Source organism: Paenibacillus arenosi, from assembly GCF_014841135.1.
Classification (GTDB): Bacteria; Bacillota; Bacilli; order Paenibacillales; family Paenibacillaceae; genus Paenibacillus_B; species Paenibacillus_B arenosi.
Window position 1 is genome coordinate 385977 of sequence record NZ_JACYTN010000001.1, and the last position, 24956, is coordinate 410932.

22 protein-coding genes are annotated in these 24956 nt (G+C 43.6%); 15 read left to right on the forward strand and 7 right to left on the reverse strand.

The features are described from left to right. Positions 1–20: 20 nt before the first annotated feature. Complete coding sequence (locus tag IFO66_RS01580; RefSeq protein ID WP_192023447.1) at positions 21–770, forward strand: suppressor of fused domain protein; 750 nt, start codon at positions 21–23, stop codon at positions 768–770. Positions 771–897: 127 nt separating this feature from the next. Here IFO66_RS01580 and hmpA read toward each other — a convergent pair whose 3' ends face one another. Continuing rightward, complete coding sequence (gene hmpA / locus IFO66_RS01585; RefSeq protein ID WP_192023448.1) at positions 898–2112, reverse strand: NO-inducible flavohemoprotein; 1215 nt, start codon at positions 2110–2112, stop codon at positions 898–900. A 647-nt stretch (positions 2113–2759) separates the two neighbouring features. On the opposite strand from hmpA, the gene IFO66_RS01590 reads away from it, so the two are divergent. The 5 genes from IFO66_RS01590 (at position 2760) to IFO66_RS01610 (ending at position 8161) form a co-directional block, all read left to right on the forward strand. Continuing rightward, entirely contained in the window at positions 2760–3434 is a 675-nt protein-coding gene (locus IFO66_RS01590) for a YitT family protein (RefSeq protein WP_420488634.1), read from the forward strand. A gap of 130 nt (positions 3435–3564) precedes the next feature. After that, entirely contained in the window at positions 3565–4446 is an 882-nt protein-coding gene (locus IFO66_RS01595) for an NAD-dependent epimerase/dehydratase family protein (RefSeq protein ID WP_192023449.1), read from the forward strand. 939 nt (positions 4447–5385) lie between these two features. Beyond that, entirely contained in the window at positions 5386–5670 is a 285-nt protein-coding gene (locus IFO66_RS01600; protein WP_192023450.1) for a hypothetical protein, read from the forward strand. A 224-nt stretch (positions 5671–5894) separates the two neighbouring features. After that, the gene (locus IFO66_RS01605; protein ID WP_225445415.1) at positions 5895–6731 is read left to right on the forward strand and encodes a GAF domain-containing protein; all 837 of its coding nucleotides are present in this window, start codon (positions 5895–5897) and stop codon (positions 6729–6731) included. 221 nt (positions 6732–6952) lie between these two features. After that, complete coding sequence (locus tag IFO66_RS01610) at positions 6953–8161, forward strand: MFS transporter (protein ID WP_192023451.1); 1209 nt, start codon at positions 6953–6955, stop codon at positions 8159–8161. Between the two features lie 129 nt (positions 8162–8290). Here IFO66_RS01610 and IFO66_RS01615 read toward each other — a convergent pair whose 3' ends face one another. Further along, positions 8291–8647: an LSm family protein gene (locus tag IFO66_RS01615; protein WP_192023452.1), complete on the reverse strand. Its 357-nt coding sequence runs from the start codon at positions 8645–8647 to the stop codon at positions 8291–8293. 142 nt (positions 8648–8789) lie between these two features. Between IFO66_RS01615 and IFO66_RS01620 the strand changes: the two genes are divergently transcribed. From IFO66_RS01620 to IFO66_RS01660, 9 genes are all read left to right on the forward strand, one after another. Continuing rightward, on the forward strand, positions 8790–9761 hold the full coding sequence (locus IFO66_RS01620; RefSeq protein WP_192023453.1) for a phosphotransferase enzyme family protein: 972 nt from the start codon (positions 8790–8792) through the stop codon (positions 9759–9761). A 78-nt stretch (positions 9762–9839) separates the two neighbouring features. Next, positions 9840–10745 carry a BsuPI-related putative proteinase inhibitor gene (locus IFO66_RS01625; protein ID WP_192023454.1) on the forward strand — a complete coding sequence of 302 codons (906 nt, stop codon included), beginning with the start codon at positions 9840–9842 and terminating at the stop codon, positions 10743–10745. Between the two features lie 619 nt (positions 10746–11364). Further along, the gene (locus IFO66_RS01630) at positions 11365–12603 is read left to right on the forward strand and encodes a sugar ABC transporter substrate-binding protein (protein WP_192023455.1); all 1239 of its coding nucleotides are present in this window, start codon (positions 11365–11367) and stop codon (positions 12601–12603) included. A 115-nt stretch (positions 12604–12718) separates the two neighbouring features. Further along, a complete protein-coding gene (locus IFO66_RS01635; RefSeq protein ID WP_192023456.1) occupies positions 12719–13618 on the forward strand; it encodes a carbohydrate ABC transporter permease in 900 nt (299 codons plus the stop codon). Positions 13619–13663: 45 nt separating this feature from the next. Continuing rightward, positions 13664–14482, forward strand: coding sequence for a carbohydrate ABC transporter permease (locus tag IFO66_RS01640; protein WP_192023457.1), 819 nt, complete (start codon positions 13664–13666; stop codon positions 14480–14482). Positions 14483–14518: 36 nt separating this feature from the next. Further along, positions 14519–15514, forward strand: a complete 996-nt coding sequence (locus IFO66_RS01645; protein ID WP_192023458.1) for a LacI family DNA-binding transcriptional regulator — start codon at positions 14519–14521, stop codon at positions 15512–15514. Between the two features lie 26 nt (positions 15515–15540). Continuing rightward, positions 15541–16302, forward strand: coding sequence for an alpha/beta hydrolase (locus IFO66_RS01650; protein WP_192023459.1), 762 nt, complete (start codon positions 15541–15543; stop codon positions 16300–16302). 92 nt (positions 16303–16394) lie between these two features. Continuing rightward, positions 16395–18569, forward strand: a complete 2175-nt coding sequence (locus tag IFO66_RS01655) for a glycoside hydrolase family 3 N-terminal domain-containing protein (protein WP_225445416.1) — start codon at positions 16395–16397, stop codon at positions 18567–18569. 33 nt (positions 18570–18602) lie between these two features. Next, entirely contained in the window at positions 18603–21983 is a 3381-nt protein-coding gene (locus IFO66_RS01660) for a GH36-type glycosyl hydrolase domain-containing protein (RefSeq protein WP_192023460.1), read from the forward strand. A gap of 118 nt (positions 21984–22101) precedes the next feature. On the opposite strand, the gene IFO66_RS01665 is transcribed toward IFO66_RS01660, so the two are convergent. From IFO66_RS01665 to IFO66_RS01685, 5 genes are all read right to left on the reverse strand, one after another. Next, complete coding sequence (locus IFO66_RS01665) at positions 22102–22440, reverse strand: L,D-transpeptidase (RefSeq protein ID WP_192023461.1); 339 nt, start codon at positions 22438–22440, stop codon at positions 22102–22104. A 142-nt stretch (positions 22441–22582) separates the two neighbouring features. After that, positions 22583–22960: a VOC family protein gene (locus IFO66_RS01670; RefSeq protein WP_192023462.1), complete on the reverse strand. Its 378-nt coding sequence runs from the start codon at positions 22958–22960 to the stop codon at positions 22583–22585. Positions 22961–23047: 87 nt separating this feature from the next. After that, entirely contained in the window at positions 23048–23530 is a 483-nt protein-coding gene (locus IFO66_RS01675) for an SRPBCC family protein (protein ID WP_192023463.1), read from the reverse strand. Positions 23531–23575: 45 nt separating this feature from the next. Continuing rightward, positions 23576–23938, reverse strand: a complete 363-nt coding sequence (locus tag IFO66_RS01680) for a VOC family protein (protein WP_192023464.1) — start codon at positions 23936–23938, stop codon at positions 23576–23578. Between the two features lie 65 nt (positions 23939–24003). Continuing rightward, positions 24004–24891: a helix-turn-helix domain-containing protein gene (locus IFO66_RS01685; RefSeq protein WP_192023465.1), complete on the reverse strand. Its 888-nt coding sequence runs from the start codon at positions 24889–24891 to the stop codon at positions 24004–24006. Positions 24892–24956: the final 65 nt, after the last annotated feature.

Genomic DNA, 24956 nt, shown 5'->3' on the forward strand with positions numbered 1-24956 from the left:
TTTATATTAGGAGGATTATTATGAGTCATCAAGATCAAGATCAAGATCAAGTGTATACAGAAAGCGGTCAACCGATATATCGTCATACGGAACGAAAACATGACTTTCAACTTGCTGAAGGAAATGAACAATCAATAGAGAAGATTCGTAATCATATTGAGAAATATATAGGAAAAGTAGACAATGTATTTCACGAATTGATTTCTGATCTCGTTCATATTGATATTTTCATGGTTGCTCCAACTCCAGAAAGAAATTACTATACATTAATTACATCAGGAATGAGCGAATTGCCAATGACGGTACCAGAAGGAGCAGAATCGTATTCGTATGCAGAATTGATGCTCTGCTTACCGCCGACATGGGACGTATCGCAAGAAGGGTTTCAGAAGGAAGAAAACTATTGGCCAGTGCGCTGGCTAAAAACGATGGCGAGACTTCCGCATGAATACGATACATGGTTGTATGTTGGCCACACGATTCCAAATGGTGATCCGGCTGAACCATACGCGAGTAACACCAAACTGTCAGGCATGATACTGGCTATTCCAACATTAGTAAATGATGTAGAAGGATTTTTCAGTATGCCGTGCTCTGATGATAAAGTGGTGCATTTCTTTAGTTTACTGCCTTTGTATAAGGAAGAAATGGATTTTAAGTTGAAAAAGGATGTTGAGGATTTATTCGAGAAGCTTGAGCAAACGGGTGTAAATGAACTCGTAGATATCAAGAGAAAAAATGTGTGCAAAAAGTCATTCTGGATTTTTTAAACAATTTGAAGCGCAATAATAGTGTGTTGATGTTTACTATACATAAAATGCCCCTAACAAGCTAACTGGTTAGGGGCATTACTTCTATTAAGCAGGCGGTGAGGGGTCATTCTTTACAAGTGTTTGGTTATGCTAATGTACCTGAAGGACCAAAGAACTCATAATGGATTCGTTCAGTTGTAACACCAAGCTGCTGTAATTGCGCGTGTATCGATTTCATAAATGGAACAGGTCCACAGAAGTAGAAGTCTGCTTCTGCAAGCTGGTCTGTGGATAGTACGGTCTTGAGCCAATCGGCAGTAATGTAGCCTTCATGATCACAGTCTGTACCAACCGTTCCTTCTTCGTAACATGTTAAAGCGTTAACGTGAGCGTTTTCTTTAGATAATTTGTCCACTTCACTTCGTAAAGCGTGCTGATCTCGGTTCTTCGCTGCATGGATATAAATAGTTTCGCGAGCGGGCTCTTGCGCAGCAAGTGCATGTAGCATACTTACCATTGGTGTTAATCCTACACCGCCGCTGATAAGAACAACAGGATTATCCTTATCTTGATTCAAAATGAAATCACCAGCAGGTGGGGTAAGCTCCAATGTATCCCCGACATGGACCGCATCATGCAAGTAACAGGAAACAATTCCGCCAGGATGATTGTCCCCAGCTCCCTCGCGTTTGACCGTAATTCGATATAAATCTTCACCTGGTGCTAAGGACAAGCTGTAATGGCGATGATGTGTATTTGCTGATCCTTCTGGTTGTACACGAACCGTAATATATTGCCCTGGCACAAAATGGGCGATTGGTCCGTTGTCATGTGGCTTTAAGTAAAAGGAAGTAATGAGCTCCGTTTCTTGCACTTTGCGCATGACAATGAATGGTCGATAGTCGCTCCAACCGCCTGGCTGCTGCTCTGCTTCTTTATACATATCATCTTCGACTTGAATGAATACATTGGCGATAACTCCATAAGCTTCTCCCCAGGCTGAAATGATTTCGTCAGTAGCTGCGTCTCCGAGCACGTCTTTAATGGCCATCAGCAAGTATTTCCCTACGATAGGATAGTGCTCTGGCTTCACATTGAGTGCCCGATGCTTATGTCCAATTTGCTTCACGACTGGCAGAAGGGTTTCAAGTTTATCGATATTTGCAGCGGCTGCGTAAACTACATTAGCAAGTGCAGTTGGCTGACGGTGCTGCGTTTGGTTGGCATGATTAAAAATATTAAGCAGTTCAGGATGATTCTCGAACATGATGGTGTAAAAACGCTTCGTTATGGCAGTACCGTGTTCACCAAGAACTGGGACTGTAGATTTAACAATTTCAATTGTACGGGAAGATAACATAGTGGTGTCCTCCATCCATTTTCAATAATAATTGCATTTCTAGTTTAGATGTCGATCATTAATGGTAAGTACTTAATAAGCTGGTAGTGACAATTTCTTTCACAATTTGATTTTAAATTTTTCTAATCTGTCACAGTGTGATTGAACGCACAAGGAATGTGATAGGTTGATGAACTTCTTGTGGACAAGTCGTTCCATTGATTGAAATTTAAGTCAATAGTGTCCCTTTAGTAGCATTTAAGAGCAAAACCAAGAGGAAGCAGAACTTGCGTGGTGATCTTCTTCATTTCTAACGGTTCATTCCGTTATACAGCGAACGGCGCCGATATTTAAGGAATGAGGGTGCTTTGGAGTGTCTGAATTATATGGTATAATATACGTAAGTGAGAGAACAATCTCTAACTCAAACCAAACAAAAGAAAGGATCAGGATACCAATGCGTCCCCGAAGGATGATGCCCCAAAGGACAATCTGGAAACGTTATGATCTTTCCTACATCTAGCTTCCCTTCGCAGAGTAAAGTTGCCACGATGGTATGACAGACTGCGAAAAGGAAGCGAGAACTATGATGATTCGAAGGATGAAGTCCTCATCTCTTGCCCTCGCTGTCTGTCGAAGGACAATGACAACAGAAGCGAGAGGGTACAATGATGAGGAGAAATGAACAATTACGTAAGATTGCATGGATGTTGCTAGGATCCGTATTACTAGCATTTAGTTATTATCACATTAACTTTCAGAACAATTTGGCTGAAGGTGGATTTGTAGGGTTGGCGTTACTAGGCAAATATGCGTTTGACTGGTCACCAGCGGTTACAGTACTTGTATTAGATATTCCTGTTTTTATCGCGGCATGGTTTTTGAAAGGCCGTACCTTTATTATGAACACAGCGATTGCTGCAGGAGCGTTTTCGCTCACGTACTATTTGTGCGAGCAGTTCTCCACGCTCGTGCTTGACTTCGGCCCTAATTTGTTCTGGGCGGCTGTCGTATCTGGTATATTAACTGGATTCGGAGCAGGATTGGTGCTGCGCTTTGGCGGAGCTACTGGCGGTGACGACATTATGGCTTTATTCGTAAGTCGTGTCACTAAGTTAAGTGTAGGTACTGTATTTATTATATTTGACGTAGTTGTATTGCTAATATCTATGATGTATTTGCCACTAATGGATGTGTTGTACACGATTCTTGCGGTCGGCATTGCTGGTCAAGTCATTACATGGACGGTACAAGGTGGAATTACCGTACATCGTCCAGTAGTAGAGAAAGTTCAGTCTAAGGCTGCAGCTGTATCGGCTTCACCTACAGCAATACGCTCGTGATGAATAACATAAAGATCAGTACGAATATGAAGAAGAACCGTCTAGTTTTTTTCAATATCTTATTGAAGGAAGCTGGGCGGTTTTTGTGCATACATACATGAATATATGAACAGTAGGAGCTGAATTACATATGAGACGCATTCTAGTTATGGGTGGGACAAGATTTTTTGGTAAAAGGCTTGTACAGCGTTTACTGGAAAATGGAGATCAGGTTACAATTGCTACGCGTGGAACAACTACGGATTCATTCGGAAATCAGGTTCAGCGTATGATCTTGGATCGCGCAGATCGTCGATCTGTCCAAGCTGTAGCTCATGCAGGTGAATGGGACATCGTTTATGATAACATCTGTTATTCCCCTGAGACGGCGCAGTATGCAGTTGAGGCATTTGATGGGCGTGTTGGTCACTATGTATTTACTTCAACTTTATCGGTATACAATCCATCCGGCAAGCTGCATGTCGAGGCTGATTTCGATCCATACGGTGTAGATTTACATGAACCGATAGTTGAGGAACAGCTATCTTATCAAAAAGGGAAGCAGTTATGTGAAGCCGTGTTTCATCAAAAAGCTGCATTTCCTGTTGCTTCTGTACGGTTTCCAATCGTGCTTGGTCCGGATGATTATACGAAACGTCTGGAATTTCATCTGGAGCGTGTGCACAACGAAACGCCTATCTACATACCAAATATGAATGCTCATATGAACTATATTCAATCCAGTGAAGCTGCATCATTTTTAGAATGGGCGGGCACTCAGTTATGGAAAGGTCCGATTAATGCTTGTTCCGATGGAACGATACAGCTAGCAGAGGTTATGAGTATTGTGGAGCAGGCAGTTGGGAGAAAAGCAATTATGATGAGCGCTGGGTCTGACGAGGAACGTTCTCCATTTGGGGTGCCAGACAGCTGGTTAATGGATAATAGTGCTGCACGTCAAGCTGGATTTGTGTTTGATGAATTGCAGAATTGGCTGCCACCGTTGGCGAAGGAGCTTGCTGCAAGGTTGTAGGTATTGGATACAGCTAACTGAATTTAGGAAGTAACTGAATTAGAAAGTAAATTTCTTTATAGAGAAAGTCGAGGCGTAGGGATAGCGTTGGTTCCTGAGCTCGGCTTTTTTAGTTTTATTCAGCATAGCAAGCACAGAGTATGCAGCGAGAGTACATTAAATTTTTAGCAACGTGTCTAAGATAGGACAAATATGCAGTTAATTTTTCTATAAATACGCAAATTAGAGGAAAGATCCGCATAAGTGCATTTATTTTTGCATTTATAGCTTCTTTAAGGGCATTTCCGTTTACATGAACTGCACATTTGTCCATATTGGCTACTTAATTGAGAATTTCACTAAAAATAGATGCATTTTTGTCCAGCACACCTTTTCACATTGTTTAAAGTAGAGTATTGCTGGGGCTGCTGCCGTTGTTCGGTAGTCGTCATTATTAATCAGCCTGGTAGTACATCTGATTTTTGTTTTTGATAACAAGCAAGCTTATTTTCGGAAAAGATGTGAATAATGTGTGAAAAAAGTATGGATTATTTGTGAATGATTGCGTTATACTATACATATACAGTTCCAACACGCACTCGGCAACATCATTCCTTTTCCTCATCTACAGGCCGCTGCTGCTCTTACCTCATGTCAGTCGAACGATCATACTTGCAATAATGCGTGGATGATTACGGAACTGAGTATCCCTCTAATTACAGGTTCACATGTCTATTCTATATGTTCGCTTCTTTTATTAATGGTGAAATGTAAATAAGCGTCCAACCAAGTTGTAAGCGTTGCCAGAGCATGTCCTGTTCTGGTGTATGGTCAATTCAGAATAAATCTGATTGGCTCCTTATAGTTGATATGGATGAATCGTATGTATGGTGGATGGACAGAAGGCTGGGATAAAGAGAAGACCATAATTATAAATATGGATACCGGGAGGTAATGATGATGAAACGAAAAGTGTTATGGCTGTTTGTCATTATGTTTATAGCTGCTGGAGGATTTTTTCAGTATTTTATGTGGACCGATCAGTTACAAGCTGCGGCACAGCAAACGGTTGAAGTCGCTCAAGCGACACAGCTGCAAGCTGTTGCCAATGGACCTGATTTCTCATGGCAGGATGGAACAACGATCACGTTAGGCAGAAAAATTCAATTTTTGATGTATTCAACTGGTTACGTATTTGCCTGTGGCATTTTGCTCGTGATGATGCGGAGAATGCCTCGTTCCTGATGGGCATCCGAAGGTGAAGAGCTTAACTTAATACGTTGATTTTAATCATACGTAATTTATCGGAGCTATATTACATCGCAACCTATTCCGACAGCAACTAGCAGTAAGTTGGATGTAATTTAACAATTATTCCTTATTTTTTGTTCAAGAATGCATGTTCGCTTCACTTGCTGCATATGTTTGTACCATTACATGGTCGAGCGTTCGCGCAAGGAGGGGTGAAGATGGAAGCGGTTATCAAAGTATTATTGGATAAATTGCCGCCTTGGGGTTATCATTTATTTGCTGTCGTATTGGCAGTGGGATTGTTGTTTTATTTTGTCCGTACCATGTACATCAATAAGAAATTTAGTGAAATGATTACGGATGTATTGAAGCGGGATGAACGATTGCAAGGCTATCAAGAGAAGATGGAACAAGTTCAAACGGATAAGCTGCACAGCGAGCAGGCTGCACAGCAGACGATTTCCGCTTTACGTAATATGAAGCCTTTTCTTGAGACGTTGAATGATCTGCGCTCGACGCAAGATGCCTATAACGTGCTGACAGATACTTCGTTTTTAATGCAAAGGATGCTCGATATGATTGCAATTGACATGAAGCGCAAGCCCGGAGGACATCATCGATGTGGCATATGGCTATATGCGGATCAGAAGCTGACACTTCGGTTTGCCTCAGCTGGATTCCCGAAACATTACGTTGGTGAACGACAGCTGCATGTTGATCGCTCGGTTGCTGGTCGCAGCTATCGCAAGCAGTCTATCATCCAATGTGCTGATGTTACGAGGGACGAGGACTGGGAGCGTAATACCGACTCCAAAAGTCCATACCAAACCTTGCTCTGCCTTCCGCTTGGTTCATACGGCGTAATGACAGTGGATGGGATAGAACCATTCAGTGAGGCTAGTCGATTGATTGGCGAACTTTATGCTGAGATTGCTACCGGTGTACTCGCAGAACATGTGCAGGCCTATCAACGCTGGTCGGAGCAGATGAATCGGAGCATCCATGATGGAATGTCCTTGTCGGAAGAAGAAGTGGGGCAGAATTTAGGTATCTGAATTTATGTCGCAGTAGTTTACTTTCCCTGACGCTCTAATGATAATGTCTTATCCATATTTCATTCAAATACCGTTCTTTCTAGCAGGTCTTGGTGTTGAGCCACAGACCTGCTTTTATGTATTTTTTGAAAGCGAACAGTTGTTTGTTTGATGGACTGCTGGTATGATAGGAACATTAAAAAATGAGGAAAATTATACATATGAAATGAGGTGGATAGTAAGTGTGGAGAAACCGCAATGTATGGATTGTACTGGCAGGGGAATTTATTGCGAGTTTAGGCTTGTGGATGTCGATTATCGCCAACTTGGAATTTATGCAGAAGCATGTCCCTTCTGACTTTATGAAGTCGTTGATTCTGTTTACAGGCTTATTAGCAGGTGTATTGGTCGGTCCACTGGCAGGAAGAGTTATCGATGCGAATAAGAAGAAGACGATACTCATTTATTCAGGTATTGGACGATTAATTAGTGTGTGCTTCATGTTTGTCGCGCTCGCTTTTGACTCTGTACTATGGATGGTGATGTTCGCTGTCTTTTTACAAATTTCAGCTGCATTTACACTGCCTGCATTACAAGCATTAATCCCGCAAATTGTTGCAGAGAAAGATCTCATTACATTGAATGGGGTCAATATGAACGCTTCTACCGTGGCGAGAATATTAGGTACGGCAGCAGCGGGAAGCTTGTTAATGGTCGTTGACTTGTACACGTTGTATATGGCTTCATTTGTTGCTTATGTACTGCTGTTATTATCGACGATGCTGCTGCGTGTAGATGAAACGAAGAAAGAAGGCGGCAAGCGTCATGGATCGAAAGGCAGCTTTAAAGAAGTAATTCCAATGCTGAAAAGTATGCCGGTAGCAACGATGGCACTTATTATTTCTATTGTTCCCTTGTTATTCATTGGTGCATTCAACCTTATGGTTATTAATATTAGTGAAATGCACCAGAGCTCTGAAATTAAAGGTGCCCTGTATGCCGTAGAAGGCGTATGCTTTATCGTAGCAGCTTTTCTTGTGCGTTACCTTTCAGGAAACGGGAATTTGCTGAATCGGTTATATTTGTTCTCCGTAATGATAGCCATATCTCAATTCATGTTGTTGTTTGCAGACTATGCATGGGTTGCGCTCGCTTCATTCGGATTGTTTGGCTTTGCGGCAGGTTGTTATTTCCCGCTGCTCTCTACTTACTTTCAGACGACAATTCCTAAAGAATATCATGGTCGTTTCTTCTCCTTCCGCAGCATGATCGATCGGGTCATGTTCCAAGTCGTACTTCTAACGGTAGGTTTGCTGCTGGATACGATCGGGCTGCAGTATATGGCCGGCATCTTCGGGGCATTGTCTCTCGTGTTAATTTTAATATCGATGCTGCGCTTTACACAGGAGAAGCAAGTGCAGACAGCTTCATCCACGGAGCAAGCGCAATAAAGTGTAACAAGTTCATGAATGATTCAAACATTTAGCTTAAACAGATAGCTTGAATAAGAATAATGAAAATGCCGCATTTCGCTGTACGCTAACTAAGCGTGGCGAATGCGGCATTTTCATGTAGGTTTATTATAAAAGCAATGTGATGACAAGTAATTCATACAAGACTAGCGGTAAAATAACGTTGCTATAGCTTCTGTAATCGGGATCAGGTGACGTAGGTTGGTATCCTCTAGAGGTGGTAGCTTGGGGAGCTTGAACAGCTGCGGCAGGCATCATAACTTCGAGTAATAGAAAACTCCCATCGACACCAACAATCTTACCTTCATACATATTTCCATTATCAAGAGTAATCCGAACGGTCTTATGAAGATGAGGCTGAAGCACCTCTTGCATCGTGTCACGATACGTCTTCCATTGGGCTAATACATTTGGGTGGCCCTGATATAAAATGCCGGGTTTAGGTTGCTGGCAGGAGCAAGGCATGCTGTATTACCTCCATCTCACGATACATTTGTCATTAATCATTAATGTATGTATGCGCCTAGGCAGCGGTTCCTCTTTACACGTTAATGTATTCCTGATTTAATGAATGGAAAGAGATGTAAATGAGGTGAAAGGATACAACATGGATGATACAGTGAATAGCATACCATTACATGATGCTATAGCAGTAGCAGCATTGGTTTATGGCGTAGATCCAAGTGAGATGATCGAAATTGGCGGATTTGAAAGCTATGTCTATGAATATATAAAAGATAATCAATCCTTCATCCTTAAAATCATTCACCGAGAACGTCGTACCAAATTGATGCTGCTGGCAGAAGTAGAATATATCAATTATTTAGCTGAACACGGGATACCTGTATCTCGTTGTATTCCATCAATAGATGGGCAGTATGTTTATAAGGTAGCACAGTTTTACTTTGTCAGCTATGAAAAAGCAAAGGGTGAAAAAGTATCGGAAAAAGATTGGGTACCTTCTTTATTTGTTCAGCTAGGTGACATTGTAGGTCGAATGCATCAGCTAGCAGAGGTATTTACATCGTCAGATCCTTCATTTGTTCGTATTCAATGGCATGAGGAACCGCGCTTACAGCATTTTTCGAAATTGTTGCAGGGGCAACCCGCTGTCATTAAATACGGACAAGGAGTGCTGAAACAGCTGCATGCTTATCCTGTGACGTCTCAGAACTATGGGCTTATCCATTATGACTGTCATCGCGGCAATTATTTTGTTGTAGATGGGCAAATTACGTTATTTGATTTTGATGATATGCAGTACAACTGGTATGTGAACGACATTGCTGTCATTTTATATTATGTGATAACGGGTAATCAGGCTGGTCAAAACAATCAGCATATTCGGGAGTTCTTCTCCTACTTCTTAGCGGGATATACACGGCATCGTACGTTGGAGCGTGAAGAGCTGGAGCGAATACCGACCTTTTTGAAGCTTCGTCAATTCCTATTGTATATTGCGATTAGTGAAAAGCAAGCGGAAGGGAAGCTTACGGAAAGAATGAAATTAACGCTCGATCGTATTCGTGGCGAAATTGAACGTAATGAAGAAATCATAGATATAAATCTCCTTTTTTGAATCGAATAAGCAACTGTCTGCAACAATATAAGTTGGAGGGTCGTCTAATGAACATAATGATGAGAAAGGAGCAAGGCTATGAAGAAAAAGATAGCTGTCGTTATGTTGGTTGTATTTGGCGTACTTGGATCGTCTGTCTATGCCGCTCCGCCTATGCCTGAGTTTAAGAAGCCTGCTAAGTTAATTCATGATCGGTTGGATGAGAATTTGACACGTGCAGAATTGGCAACGGTTCTTGCTCGTTTATTTGAACTTCGTTCAACCAATATATCTTCAACCTTCGAGGATACGAAAGCGCACTGGGCTGTTAACAATGGGGCTATACCTGCTGTGATCGAGGCAAAGCTAATGAGCGGAGTTTCAAATCAACAATTCAAGCCAAATGATAAGGTTACATTGGAACAACTGCTAGTTGCTTTGATGAAAGGTTTTAAGATTCCGCTAGATGATAAAGTCACGTTGGAAACGGGAGCAAAGAATTTATTGGATAGCTCCGCATGGGCAGCGCCCTACGTATTTACAGCATTGAATAAAGGAATATTGACGGATGCGACGTCATTCCGTACGGAAGTAAAGCGAAAAGATGTAACTACATTGGTTAGAATTTTGGCAAATATAGATACAGCACAGCGGACAGAAGAGGCGTTAAAGACGGATGTCCAGATTAGTACGGATGCGACAACAGGAAAGACCAATTTCCTATTTACCGTACGTAATACAGGATCTGAGACGCTATTGTTAGAGTACAATACATCGCAAAGATTTGACTTGATAATTAAGGATGCAACAGGGGCTGTTGTTGAGCATTTATCTGCGGACCAAATGTTTATGCAGGTACTTGGAGAGGACTCCTTATCCCCAAATGAGACGGTGACGTATGATCATCAAGCGAAATTGGAGCGGGGCAAGTCGTACTCGGTAGAATTTTGGATTACGGCTAAAGATAATGGTGCTCGTATCGTTAAGCAATTTACGGTTCAATAATAGAACAACTATATAATCAACAGATGCGAAAAGATGATTCCTGTACGAGCATTGCAGGGTCATCTTTTTTTGCTGCGGTGCTATTGCCTCTGAGACAGAAGGATGGGCATATACTATAGGCGGCTGGAAAGCAGCATTGTTGATTGGGATAACTTTACCTGTCATTGCTTTCACTTATTATATGACAGAGAAAAAGGAGTAGATTTGAGTACACTTAGAAGGCTTGTTCCACCATTTGAAGATGGAGTGAGCCTTTCTTTTGCATGCAGAAAATCTAAAAAGAGGAATAGACAATGGAAGACGCAAACAGGAGTAATAAAAAAAGTAGTTGAAAACGCTAACATGCAAGATTATAATATGACCATCGAAACGTTTCGAATTATTGTACATCTATTTTTATAAACAAAGTGTCTTTTACTCGTAAACAGCTGTTTCCTTATGATATAAGTTGTTTACATAAACAATAAGGAATGTATGGAAGTACTTAGCCGAAATAGTTAGTAAGTATTTTTGTGCGAATAGTGGTCATAATTTCGACAATTATCGAAACGTTTCGAATTTATAAGTATTCATCATTAAGGTTCAAAGAGCACGTACATTACAGACGAGGTGAATGGAAATGAAGAGAAAATCGTTGTTGTTAGCGTTGACGGTATTACTCATGTTTTCGGTAGCTTTAGTTGGTTGTTCAGGTGGGTCTAAAGAAACAGCAGATGGAGAAAAGGTGTTAAAAGTTTGGGCCATGGGTGGAGAAGGTCAGAAGCTGCCTGAACTGGTAAAACAGTATGAACAGCAAAATCCAGGCGTGAAAATCGATGTGCAAGCGATCCCTTGGGGAAATGCTCATGACAAGCTCATGACGGCAGTAGCTTCAAAAAGCGGCCCTGACGTCATCCAGATGGGAACTTCTTGGATACCGGAATTCGCGAATGCAAACGCACTGCTGGATTTGACTTCTTACATGGAGAAGCATCCGAACTTAAAAGAAGAGAACTTCTTCGATGGAGCCGTTCAAACGATGAAACATGACGGTAAAGTGGTAGGTATTCCATGGTACGTAGAGACACGTGTGCTTTATTATCGCACAGACTTGCTAGCAGAAGCCGGCTATCCCGAAGGCCCAAAGACATGGGATGACTTGAAGGATGCTTCGAAGAAGCTGACAGCACGAGGGGAAGGCAAGTACGGTATTACAATCGATGGACGTGACCAAATTACGACAGCATTGTTCGGCTGGCAGAACGGAAGCGACTTAATTAATGATCAGCGTGAGCCATTATTCAATCAGCCAGAATATGTGGAATCGATTGAATATTTGAAGAGCTTCTGGGATGAAGGTTTGGTGCCGCAAGGTCTAGACTTGGATCTTACTGCAGCGTTCAAAGATGGAACAATTCCTATGTTCATTAGTGGACCTTGGATGATTGGTACGGTTAAAGAAAAAGCACCTGAGATTGATGGGAAATGGGCAACAGTAGTGATGCCTACGAAGAAAACGAACACATCTTCCATCGGCGGATCGAATCTTTCTGTGTTCAGTCATACGAAAATGGCGGATGAAGCGGTGAAATTCATTTCCTACATGTCAGAGAAAGAAACGCAGCTGAAATGGTATGAGATGGCTAACACGCTTCCATCTGTAAAAGAAGCTTGGAATGATGAAAAGTTGAAAGAGCCGCTTGTCGCTTCCTTCGGCAAACAGTTGGAACATTCTCGTCCTGCACCATTCATTAAAGAATGGGAAACGATTGCTCAAGCGATTATTGCTAGTTTCGAGCAGATTACAGTCGGTGATGCAGATGTGAAGACAGAGCTGGATGCTTTGAACGAGAAGGCAAAAGGAATTTTAAGCAAGTAAAGGCTATGTGTCCAGTTTAGTTCTACTAAATTAAAGTAAGTCATCATGTTGAATGTTCGATGCGGCTTGCTCCATCGGGGCAGGCTGCAGCTATAATCCGAGGGGGTGAAAGACGATGCAGCATATTTGGAAGCAGTGGACTAAATATAGAGTCCCATACTTATTTATCGCACCTACGCTTCTGTTGCTAATCGTATTTTCCATCATTCCAATCCTTATTGCATTGGTCATTAGCTTTACAGACATCGATCTAGCAGGGCTTGCTGATTATTCCAACATTAGCGCAGTTGGTTTCGATAATTTTGTACAGTTGTTTAAAGACCCGGTATTTTTGAAATCGATCTATAACACGGCATTCTATGTCGTTGTTGGGGTTCCGCTCGTGATTATACTTTCTATGAGTGCTGCCCTGCTGCTTAATTACGGAACAGGACGGCTGTTTAAGACGTTCCGAGTTATCTATTATATGCCTTCTATCACGAACATTGTAGCTGTCGCTGTCGTATGGGGCTATTTGTATAATAGTCAGTACGGATTGTTTAATCATATGTTGTCTTGGTTTGATATTCCCGCACAGAAATGGCTTCAGGACCCGGTGTTGGCGAAACTGTCATTAATTTTAATGGCACTGTGGAAGTCGATGGGCGTGAATATGATCATTTTCCTAGCTGCCCTTCAGGGCATTCCGCGTACGTATTATGAGGCTGCTGAAATCGATGGAGCGAACAAACGGCAAAGGCTGTTCTACATTACCGTTCCGCTGCTTGGCTTCGCTACTTTCTTTGTCACGATTACGACGCTAATCGGCTGGATTCAGTTCTTCGAGGAACCGCTCGTTATGACAAAGGGTGGACCGCTTAATGAAACGATGTCTATGGCGCTCTTTATTTACAACAACGGATTCCAGCTTAGTAATTTCGGTTATGCGGCTGCAGGTTCCTTTGTACTCTTCCTATTTATTATTGCAGCGACCATCATTCAGTTTATCGTAAGGAAAAAAGATGTGGAATATTAAGAAGCAGCTTTCTGAACTGTATGGAATGGGAAGGAGGAATATAGGATGACCGCTAGACGACTTGAAAAGGTATTTATGACAACACTGCTCGTTGCGGGAGGCCTTATCATGATGATTCCGTTCATTTGGATGATCGGTTCATCATTCAAGCCAGCGAATGAATTTACAGCTGTACCGCCAACGATTTTCCCTGATCAGCCGACGCTTGATAATTATAAACGGTTATTTCTAGAAATGGACTTTCTCGTCTATTTCCAAAACACGATGACAATTGTATTTTGGTCCTTTATTGGGCTACTCCTTAATGCGATGGCAGGATATGCGTTTGCCAAGTTCGAATTTCCTGGACGGAACAAAATGTTTTACTTGGTGTTGGCAACGATGATGATCCCGGGGCAAGTTACGATGATTCCAGTGTACTTGATCATTAATGCGATGGGGTTAACGAATACGATGACGGGGATTGTGCTGCCAGGGCTCGTTGGCGCTTTCGGTATTTTCTTGTTCCGTCAGTTTATGACGACGATACCGATGGATTTGCTAGAGGCTGCACGGCTTGATGGGGCAGGGGAAATTAAAATATTTTTCCGACTGATCCTACCTATTGCTAAGCCCGTGTTTGCGGTTCAAGGCATACTTACCTTTATCGGTGCATGGAATAGCTTCCTTTGGCCGCTCATTATGGCTAATGATGATTCGCTCTATACGTTGTCGGTAGGATTGTCATTGTTAAAAGGCGAGCATGGTACGGACTTCGGCCTGCAAATGGCAGGGGCTGCGTTCATGGTTGTTCCGATTATTATCATTTTCTCATTTTTCCAAAAACATATTATTGAAGGTTACACGATCTCTGGGATGAAGTAATATAAACAGTATTAAGGAAAGAAAGGACGACGTTTAATGGCAACGATTAAAGATGTGGCAAAGCTGGCGGGGGTCGCGCTTTCAACGGCGTCATACGCGCTTAATGGAGACAGCAAGGTGAGCGCAAAGACGAGAACGAAAGTGTTGGAAGCCGCTAGTCAATTAAACTACCGCAAAAACGGCTTCGCCATGGATTTGAAAAGGAGCCGTACGAAGACGATCGCCCTTATATTGACTGATTTGTCTGGGCCGTACTACTCCGAACTGATTCAGAGCATTCAAGATGTCGCGCTGGCGCGAGGCTATGACTTGATTGCATGCAGCTCTATGGGCGGTCGAGATTCTACGGCTGTGAAATTTTTGCGCGAGAATAGAGCGGATGGAGCTATCGTGCTGGCGTATAACATTAGTAATGAGACGTTGCAGGAATGTGCAAGTGAACGTTTTCCAATTGTCGTTATGGATCGAGAAATATCGAGTAATTGTTTGATTAATGTACTTGTTGATAGTGAGTTAGGAGGATATACAGCAACTCGCTACTTAATTGAAAAGGGTCACAAGACGATCGCTTATATTAGCGGTCCTACCAGTTCCTATGACAACCAGCGCCGTTATGAAGGTTATCTCCGGGCTTTGCAGGAGGCAGGTCTTGAAGAAAAGACGAAATGGCGGTTAAGCGGTAATTTCGTACGCGAAGGCGGCTACCGTGCTACGAAAATGATGATTATGCAGGGAGAACTGCCTTCGGCTGTTTTTTACGGCAACGATGAAATGGCGATCGGTGGATTGAAGGCTTTTGAAGAAAGCCAGATTTCCGTTCCTAATCATATATCTGTAATTGGCTACGATGACATCCAGCTTGCTGAATATGTGAATCCAGCGCTCACAACAATTCGTCAGCCGAAGCGTGAAGCCGGTTCATTGGCGGGGCATCTATTGTTCCAAATGCTAGATGGAGATGAAGTCAATCCTGCCTACAAGTTAGGGATCGAACTTATGGAGCGTAAGTCGGTAATTGCTGCAAAGAACTAAAGGAATGCGGGCAGGAGATGGTAGCGTTGGCGAATATTCAATGTCAATTTTATTCAGAGACGTTAGGCATGTCCACGAATATTCAGGTTATGTTGCCCCAACATTCTGCCTTGCGTGCGAGTCGTGATGGCAAGCTGCCTGTACTATATTTGCTGCATGGACTTGGTGCAGATCATACGGAATGGGGACGTCACTCGTCTATAGAAAGGCTAGCAGAGGAAAAAGGGATTGCCCTCGTTATGCCTAGCGTAGGCCGCAGCTACTATACCGACATGAAGAAAGGCGCTCCATACTTTACGTACTTGAGTGAAGAGCTTCCTGCTGTAGCCCGTTCTTTATTTCCTTTATCTGAACGCAGGGAAGATAACTTTGTAGCTGGTATATCGATGGGAGGCTATGGGGCTTTCAAGTTAGGTCTGAGCTTTCCTGAACGGTATGCGGCAGCTGCTAGTTTATCAGGGGGCTTGGATATTGTCAGTCGGGTAAATGGCCCCAATAGCTTCTTACCATTTGAAGTAGAATGTATTTTCGGAAATATAGCGGAGTTAAAAGGCAGCGAGAATGATTTATTTGTATTAGCTTCTCGACTTGCTGCTAGTCAACAGCAACCGCCGCATTTGTATCAATGCTGCGGCACGGGAGATTTTTTGTACCAAGACAATCTAATTTTTCGTAATCATGCGATAGCTGTAGGGCTAACGATAACGTATGAAGAAGAGCCTGGTGAACATGAATGGGGCTATTGGGAACGAAAAATAAAGCGAGTCTTGGATTGGCTTCCTCTATGAGGGTACGAGGTTTTATTTCGTATGTCTGTTTGGTGAAACGTTTCGATAAAGTGCAGCATGCTCAGTAAGGCATGTATGAACGGGAGGAAACAATGATGGTTAATCGACAGAAAATGGTGGATTTACTAAAGCAAATGACGTTAGAAGAAAAAATCGCACAGTTGCTCCAACTAGCGGCTCCCTTCTATGACGGAGCGGACAGCGATGGCGTTATTACCGGCCCGATGAAAGAGTTGGGAATTACCGAGGATACAGTTCGCCAAGCTGGTTCCGCCTTAGGGCTTGCTGGTGCGGAAAAGATTAAGCATATTCAGCAAACGCATTTGAAGAACAATCGATTGGGCATCCCGCTCCTTTTTATGGCGGACATCATTCATGGCTTTAAGACGATATTTCCAATTCCGCTTGCTATCGGTTGCTCATGGGATTTGGAGCTGGCAGAGAAAAGTGCGGAAGTTGCGGCTAAGGAAGCTGCGGTGTCTGGTGTGCATGTAACGTTTGCACCGATGGTAGACCTTGTCCGTGATCCTCGCTGGGGACGAGTGATGGAGTCTACGGGTGAAGATCCGTATTTGAACAGTATGTTTGCACGGGCATTTGTCCGAGGATTTCAGGGAGACGACCTTACGAATGATGTGCATCGTGTAGCTGCATGTGTGAAGCACTTTGCTGCGTACGGACTTGCTGAAGGTGGAAGAGATTACAACACTGTGGATTTGTCAGAACGCCAACTCCGTGAATACTATTTGCCCGCTTACAAAGCAGCATTGGACGAAGGCTGTGAAATGGTGATGACCTCTTTCAATACGGTAGATAGTATTCCGGCGACTGCCAACAGAAAGCTGATGCGTAACTTGCTGCGGGATGAATGGGGATTTGACGGTGTGCTCATTTCCGACTGGGCGGCTATTAAGGAACTTATTCCTCATGGAGTTGCGGCAAACGAAGAAGAGGCGGCTTACAAAGCCATTCAGGCGGGCGTTGATATTGAAATGATGACGTCGACGTATGTTCATCATATGCCTGATCTCATCGCTAGCGGTAAAGTGGATGAAGCGCTTATTGATGAAGCTGTACTGCGCGTCCTGCTATTGAAGGAAAAGCTCGGCTTGTTTGATAACCCGCTCCGTGGTGCTGATCCTGAAGTTGAGCGTGAGGTTGTATTTAGTCAGGAGCATCGCAGCATATCACGGGAAATGGCTGCTAAATCCTGTGTACTGTTGAAAAATGAAGGAGGCGTGCTTCCGCTGCAACGGAGCAGCCGTATTGCCTTGATCGGACCATTTGCGAAGAACAATGATATTTTGGGCAACTGGTCGTGGACTGGGGTGAAAGATGACGCAGTACGTCTGGATCAGGCGTTGTCTGCAAAAATTTCAGATTCACTCGTAGCGATCGCCGAAGGCTCCAGCATTGAGCTGATGACAGAGGAGCAGTACAGTGAAGCGCTATCTGCGGCTGAACAAGCAGATGTCATCGTGCTCGCATTAGGAGAACATTCAGACATGAGCGGTGAAGGCGGCTGTCGTGCTGATATTAAGCTGCCGCAAGCACAACTGGAGCTTATAGCAAGGTTGAAGCAGTTGGATAAGCCGATTGTTGCAGTACTGTTTAACGGACGACCGCTTGATTTGCATGGTGTTTATGATCAAGTCGATGGGTTACTTGAAGCGTGGTACCCAGGAAGCGAAGGTGGAGCTGCGATTGCAGAACTTTTATATGGCGATGTGAATCCATCGGGACGACTAACAATGTCCTTCCCTTATTCCGTAGGACAAGTGCCGGTTTATTATAATCAATTCAATACAGGGCGTCCGCATGATCCGAAGGATGTAGATGCGCGATATGTATCCAGATACTTAGATGCTCCGAATGCACCGCTGCTTCCGTTCGGTTACGGTTTGAGCTATACCTCGTTCGTTTATGGAGAACTTGTTCTATCAGAAGATATTATGACGGTGGAGCGACCGCTTCATGTTGAAGTCATGGTAACGAATACAGGCGAGCGGTCAGGTGAGGAAGTTGTCCAATTGTATGTGCGTGATATCGCAGGTGATGTTGTAAGGCCGCTTAAGGAGCTTAAGCATTTTGCGAAAATATCACTTGAGCCGGGAGAAAGTCGCAGGGTGACATTTACAATTACAGAAGAGGATCTTCGTTATCATCATGCCGATTTGCAGTTTACAAGCGATCCAGGGGAATTTGCTGTATTTGTAGGATCGAACAGTCGAGATGTAATGGAGCGTAGATTTCACTTTGTACAGTAATGCATAGAGACGATAAGGATTGGGAGTGAGGAGATGACAACGTTGACGAAAACACAAGTCCGTCTTGAAGCGGGACCTCTAGCTTTTACGTTCTTACCTAGTGGCGATCTATATCAGGCAACTTATCAGGGCGTAATGATTAACCAATGGTTGGCTAACTCCATCGATGGTTCGATGAACAATGTGTACTTGCGCTTGCACGAACCAGATGGCATTAAAGCCTATCCACTCTTAGGTGTTCGTTCCACGAGTCGTGTATGGACAAAAGGAACCACGATGATGTGGGAAGGCGAGCTGCCTAGAGAGGGAGTGTCGGTAAGTTATCGTGTCGTACTGACTTTGACGGAACAGGGGATTTGGTTCTGGGATGTAGCCGTAGAAGGGCAAGATACAGACGTGGATGTAGATGTCATCTATGGGCAAGACGTTGGTATCGCTGATCCACGCGCTGTCCGCAGTAATGAAGCGTATTTGTCGCATTACATTGATCATGCTGTATTTGAAGATGACAACCGTGGCTATGTGATTTGTTCTCGTCAGAACTTGCCGCAAGGCGGACAATTTCCATATATCCAGCAAGGCGCGCTGACAAAAGCGAGCGGATATTCAACAGATGGTTTTCAATTTTTCGGCTTGTCCTATAAAGAGACGAACGAACCTGAGAGACTAAAGCAAGCGACACTAGCCAATGAAATCTACCAATATGAATTTGCGTATACGGCCATTCAGTCAGAGAGAGTTCCGTTACGGGGAGAAGCTCGATTCGTATTTTATGGTCTATTTAAAGACAATCATCCTGAAGCTATTTCTTCCCTTGAATTTGATAATGAGGTACAGATGGCGTGGGAAGCTATCGAAAATGGTAAAGCGAAAGCACAAGCGCTTGGTGAAGGTGGAACATGGCTTGAGCCTATTCAGTTATCCACGCATTTCGGTGCTCATCTGGAAACACTGCCGATAACGAACAAAGAACTGGAACAGCTCTTTCCACAGCGTTATCAGGAGGAACGAGAGGACGGCCAGCTTCTGTCCTTCTTCACGGAACGATATGAGCATGTTGTATTGAAAGAGAAAGAGCTGCGGGTAGAACGTCCTCATGGGCATATTCTGATGAGCGGCGATAATGCGCGTATGAAAGATAATGTAATGACGACGACTTCGTACATGTATGGCATTTTCAATTCACAGCTTGTTGTCGGCAACACAAGCTTCAATAAAATGATGACGAATGCTCGCAATGCGCTAAATATACCAAAAACGTCTGGCCAGCGCATTTATGTAGAGTTGGATGGCATGTATCGTTTGCTTGCTATGCCGTCCTTGTTCGAAATGGGGTTCAATTACGCACGCTGGTACTACAAAACAGAACATGATTGGTTGATCATCACGAATGTTACGACTGTCGATACTCCAGAAGTGAGATTGAATGTCCGTTCGATGAATGGCTGCAGCTATCGTTTCGTCGTAACCAGTCAAATATCGATGAATGTCGATGAGTATGAGCTTCCGTACCATGCGAGCCAAGAGGGGAATATGCTGGTGTTCCAAGCAGATGCGGCTTCGCTTAGTGCAGAGGTGCATCCGAATTTAGCATACCGAATGCAAATAGATGGAGCTCATATGTCTATATTGGATGAACGGATGCTGGCTCCAAAGATACAACAAGGCAATGCGTCTTTATCTGTAATAGAGTTAAGTGCGAGCAGTGATTGGACATTGGGTGTGCAAGGGCTCATTGATGGTGAAATGCTGCCTTTGCAGCAGATCGATATGTCATCGGAAATCGAACAGTACCGAGCGTTTTTTGCTGATGTGATGAATGGGTTCCGTTTATCGCACCAAAATGGGCAGGAAGGTGACTTGTTCAAAGTAAATGCATTAGCTTGGTGGTATACACACAACATGCTTGTGCATTATTCCGTGCCACATGGCTTGGAGCAATATGGTGGTGCCGCTTGGGGAACACGTGACGTCTGCCAAGGCCCTGTGGAATACTTTATGGCGACGCATAAATATGAGCAGGTTCGCGAAATATTGCTGACGGTGTTCGCGCATCAATACGAAGATGATGGAAATTGGCCGCAATGGTTTATGTTTGATCAATATACGAAGATTCAACAAGAAGACAGTCACGGCGATATTATCGTATGGCCTTTAAAAATACTTGGCGATTACTTGGCTGTCACGCGCGATTTTAGCATTTTGGAGGAAGTGGTGCCGTACACTCGCAAGCACAGCTTCGACTTTACGGAAGAACGTGCAACAGTGCTGGCACACGCGCAAAAGGAAATATCCTATATTCGAGATCATTTCCTGCATGATACGTATTTATCTTCTTACGGGGATGGCGATTGGGATGATACGCTGCAGCCTGCGAATACACAGTTAAAGCAATATTTAATAAGCAGTTGGACCGTTGCGTTAACGTATCAGACGATTCGTCAGTTCTCACAAGTCATTTGTGAGTATGATAAGGAATTGGCTGCTGATCTCTGTGGAATGGCAGAGGGAATCGAACGCGACTTCAACCGATATATGATGCAGACGGATGTAATACCAGGATTCGTCTATATGGAGCAGCCAGATCAGGCGAAGCTTATGCTCCACCCAACAGATGAAGAAACTGGAATCCAGTATCGATTGCTGCCAATGACGCGCAGTATGATTAGCGAATTGTTGTCTCCAGAACAAGCGGAATCCCATTACCGCATTATTCGTGAGCAATTGTACTGCCCAGACGGGGTAAGGTTAATGAACCGGCCAGCCCAATACGCAGGTGGCGTAAGCACACATTTCAAGCGTGCAGAGCAAGCGGCGAATTTCGGTAGAGAGATCGGACTGCAATATGTGCATGCTCACATTCGCTATGTAGAAGCGATGGCGAAGCTCGGTAAGGCAAGTGAAGTATGGAGCGGGCTTGCAATGATTAATCCGATTGGGCTTCGTGATGTAGTCGGGAATGCAGATCTTCGACAAAGCAATGCATACTTCAGTAGCTCAGATGGCAAATTTAATACCCGCTACGAGGCGCAGGAGGGTTTTGATAAGCTTCGAGCTGGTGAGGTAGCTGTAAAAGGAGGCTGGAGAATTTACTCCAGCGGACCGGGCATTTATATGAACCAGCTTATATCTAACGCACTTGGTATTCGATTGGAAAATGGGGATCTTATTATCGATCCTGTGCTGCCGCAGTCGCTGGATGGCATGCGATTCGAGTTCGAGTATTCAGGAGTGGCTGTCACGTTTGTGTATCATATTACTGGAACGGCGGTTCATAAGGTAATTGTGAACGGAGAAGAGGTAGCTGCAATTGAAATAGAGAATCGCTATCGTAATGGTGGTGTACGTATCAGTCATCATATGTTTGACAATCTTCGTACAGATGCAGGAACGATCGTCGATATTTATATGTAAGAGAAATAGCCCGAGTGTATATGAAATAACCCTGGTCTTCGTGAGAAAAGATCAGGGTTATTTTCTATTTTTTCTAGGGAGCTTTTTCACAGTAAGGGCGGCCCTCACTCAAAATGAACTACGGTCTGATCGTAACACGAGTACCAATAGGTACAAGAGAAGCTAGTGTTAACACATCTTCATTGTACATGCGAATACAGCCATGGGAGACTTGACGACCGATGGAAGAAGGGTCATTTGTACCATGAATGCCATAATGCGGCTTGGAAAGTCCCATCCAAAAGGCTCCGAAAGGACCTCCAGGATTAGGCTCTTTATTTATAATCGTATACTCTCCAGTAGGAGTCTGCGTTAACATTTTCCCAATACCGACTGGAAATCCGCGCACGACAATATCACCATCTAATAAATATAAGGTCCGATCCGACAGATCGACAATAATACGGTATTTGGGCATGCCTTTGTTCTCCTTCAGCTAGCCGTTTATCTTTCATACATAATGAGCGATAGAGTGCTCATCATGTTTATGTAACATATGCCCTTCGATAAGAAGGAGTGTGTTTACATGGATAACAGGTATCAAAGACATGCATGTAAAGCTAAAAACAGCCCCCAGACCGAGAGTCTATTGGGTTCAAATATTGAAAGAAACCGATGCGATTACCCCAAGGATCAGTGAGAGTGCCCCATTTTACGGGTACTTCTTCTCTGGTATGGATGTCAAATCGTTCGATTTGCAACTGTTTCATCAGCCTATCCCGCTCGGCCTCAATATTTATTACCCCTAGACGGATAGGTCCGCTCCCTTCGGCAGGTTGCCCTTCAGCAACTTGCAGCCAGCAGCCAGGTATAAGCTCCCATTCTGCAAATCCTTCGTGCGGCACGTAATCGGGCTGTTTATTAAGTAACGTTTGATACCATTGTTGTCCTGCTGTGAAATTTGTGACTCGAATCTGAATCGTCATTTCAACTATCATCTGTTGAATCCTTTCGTTGGTAGCCACCATATAGAGCGTTGGTGTTAGATGTGCATTCTCATGAACCTTAACCGTAGCATGCTGCGGTTAGCAGCATCCTGTGCTAGATTCTGTTGGCTTGCTGCTCTCAGGTTGTAAATAAGATTTCAAGCTGGCAAGCATATTTGCCCATGCTTCCTTATGCCACTCGATAGCCTGTTGTGTTTCCTTAGTCTCATGGTTATACCAGCCGGTGTGCACAACAATGACGTTCGTTCCATTAGCAACAGGCTGTAGCGTGACCTTCACTTCGGTTAAGCGCTCTTCCTGATTCATCACTTCTGCGAAAGGATCAGGACCTTTCCACTGGAAGGTAAAAGATTCGAAAGGTTCGAGCTGGGCAATTTTACAACCCTTCGTACTCATTTTATTTTTATTGGATGGGTTAAAATACAGTTCAAATTTGCCTCCGACTTTAGCTTCAATCTCAGCTTCAGGGGAGAACCACTTTACAAGATGATCTGCTTCAAGCCACGCTTGCCATATTTGTTCTTGCTCTCTCTGGATAACCAGTTGTTGAGTAATTGTCATGGGCAGCCCTCCGAGTTGGTGTTAGATCGTAATGTAACGCAACAATCACTTATGAAACTCAAGCAATTCTATCGCGTTACCAAATGGATCGAGAAATGCATTAAAGTATCCTGGTGGGCAAGGTTGAGGCTCATCATAGATCATAGCGACTCCCTTGTCAGTCAGTTGGTTCATTTTAGTGAGTAGATTCTCCGTCTCAAATCCAAGCACAACCTGAGCTGTGTCGGGATAGCTTGATGCTGCTGGTCGTTCTGTTTTACAGAGCACAATTGTGATCCCATCATGCTTTAAGCCAACTGTTGCTGCATCGTATTCCTCTGCAATTTCAAATCCTAGTTTCTCGCAGTAAAATTTCTTAGCTGCGTCCATATCGCTCACATAAATGGAAATGACACATAGACCATTCATAAAAAAAGCCCCCTTCAGTAGTGTGATGATCACATTATAGAAGGGGACGGAGATTATAAATTCTTCTACTTTGCTCGGTTGGAAGCAGTTTGTTCGAATAGCAGCTGCGGCAAATTTACGATAATCGGTGGATCGGTCTCCTGCCGCTCTCTTAATGCAATGTGTATCGTTTGATCACTTTGATCTGTCACATGAATTACTTCCTCGTACATCCCGCGCAAACAATGATCGAGCACAAAATAGTCCTTTGGGTTTAAGCTCCATGGTATCGATACAGCCATCGCATAATAACGGCCAGCTGGCACTTCAGTGAAGGTATGCGTACGACGACCGCGGTTCAACGCAGTCCCAGCAATCGGTCTTTGATCCGGGATCGGTCGCGGAAAAAGGCCGACAAAAATGATTCCACGAAATGCAGCGGGTGCATCGATATGGCAAGTTATAGCTGCAGTCAATTCCGAACAAGTTGGGGATTGGGTCGGCACTTGAATTTTATCTAGAACGCTATCAATAGCAAGATCTTGGTCAATACCAACATCTTGATCTTTATATTGATTCATATAAGCAAGCAGTGAACGAGCCGATCTGTGAAACCGTTTCGGCGATACACCGACATGCTCTTTGAATCTAGTATGAAAGGAGCCTGCACTGCGAAAGCCAATTTTCAAAATGACTTTCATCATAAGCGAAGGCTCTTTGAGAAGCAGCTTCTTGCCAGACTCCATGCGCAACGCCGTCAAATAATGACGGGGCGAAATGCCGGTTGCTCGCTTGAATACCCTCGTAAAATGATAGGAACTGTAGCCAACATGAGCAGCTAATTGTTCAGACGTAATCTCTTCATCAAGATGTTCTTTCATATATTGAATCGCTCGCAGAGCTGCCTTGTGCCCTTCCGACTCCACATGTTGATTCGACTCATGATGCTGTTCATTCTCAATTTGCGAAGACATGACAATCCTCCTGTCTATGGCTTGGGTGCAACCTATATTTTACCACGTAAAAGCGAAATAAAGGT

Coding starts and splice junctions, on each gene's coding strand:
- IFO66_RS01580 (WP_192023447.1), top strand. CDS start 21: ATGAGTCATCAAGATCAAGATCAAGATCAAGTGTATACAGAAAGCGGT.
- hmpA (WP_192023448.1), bottom strand. CDS start 2,112: ATGTTATCTTCCCGTACAATTGAAATTGTTAAATCTACAGTCCCAGTT.
- IFO66_RS01590 (WP_420488634.1), top strand. CDS start 2,760: ATGATGAGGAGAAATGAACAATTACGTAAGATTGCATGGATGTTGCTA.
- IFO66_RS01595 (WP_192023449.1), top strand. CDS start 3,565: ATGAGACGCATTCTAGTTATGGGTGGGACAAGATTTTTTGGTAAAAGG.
- IFO66_RS01600 (WP_192023450.1), top strand. CDS start 5,386: ATGAAACGAAAAGTGTTATGGCTGTTTGTCATTATGTTTATAGCTGCT.
- IFO66_RS01605 (WP_225445415.1), top strand. CDS start 5,895: ATGGAAGCGGTTATCAAAGTATTATTGGATAAATTGCCGCCTTGGGGT.
- IFO66_RS01615 (WP_192023452.1), bottom strand. CDS start 8,647: ATGCCTTGCTCCTGCCAGCAACCTAAACCCGGCATTTTATATCAGGGC.
- IFO66_RS01620 (WP_192023453.1), top strand. CDS start 8,790: ATGGATGATACAGTGAATAGCATACCATTACATGATGCTATAGCAGTA.
- IFO66_RS01625 (WP_192023454.1), top strand. CDS start 9,840: ATGAAGAAAAAGATAGCTGTCGTTATGTTGGTTGTATTTGGCGTACTT.
- IFO66_RS01630 (WP_192023455.1), top strand. CDS start 11,365: ATGAAGAGAAAATCGTTGTTGTTAGCGTTGACGGTATTACTCATGTTT.
- IFO66_RS01635 (WP_192023456.1), top strand. CDS start 12,719: ATGCAGCATATTTGGAAGCAGTGGACTAAATATAGAGTCCCATACTTA.
- IFO66_RS01640 (WP_192023457.1), top strand. CDS start 13,664: ATGACCGCTAGACGACTTGAAAAGGTATTTATGACAACACTGCTCGTT.
- IFO66_RS01645 (WP_192023458.1), top strand. CDS start 14,519: ATGGCAACGATTAAAGATGTGGCAAAGCTGGCGGGGGTCGCGCTTTCA.
- IFO66_RS01655 (WP_225445416.1), top strand. CDS start 16,395: ATGATGGTTAATCGACAGAAAATGGTGGATTTACTAAAGCAAATGACG.
- IFO66_RS01660 (WP_192023460.1), top strand. CDS start 18,603: ATGACAACGTTGACGAAAACACAAGTCCGTCTTGAAGCGGGACCTCTA.
- IFO66_RS01665 (WP_192023461.1), bottom strand. CDS start 22,440: ATGCCCAAATACCGTATTATTGTCGATCTGTCGGATCGGACCTTATAT.
- IFO66_RS01670 (WP_192023462.1), bottom strand. CDS start 22,960: ATGATAGTTGAAATGACGATTCAGATTCGAGTCACAAATTTCACAGCA.
- IFO66_RS01675 (WP_192023463.1), bottom strand. CDS start 23,530: ATGACAATTACTCAACAACTGGTTATCCAGAGAGAGCAAGAACAAATA.
- IFO66_RS01680 (WP_192023464.1), bottom strand. CDS start 23,938: ATGAATGGTCTATGTGTCATTTCCATTTATGTGAGCGATATGGACGCA.
- IFO66_RS01685 (WP_192023465.1), bottom strand. CDS start 24,891: ATGTCTTCGCAAATTGAGAATGAACAGCATCATGAGTCGAATCAACAT.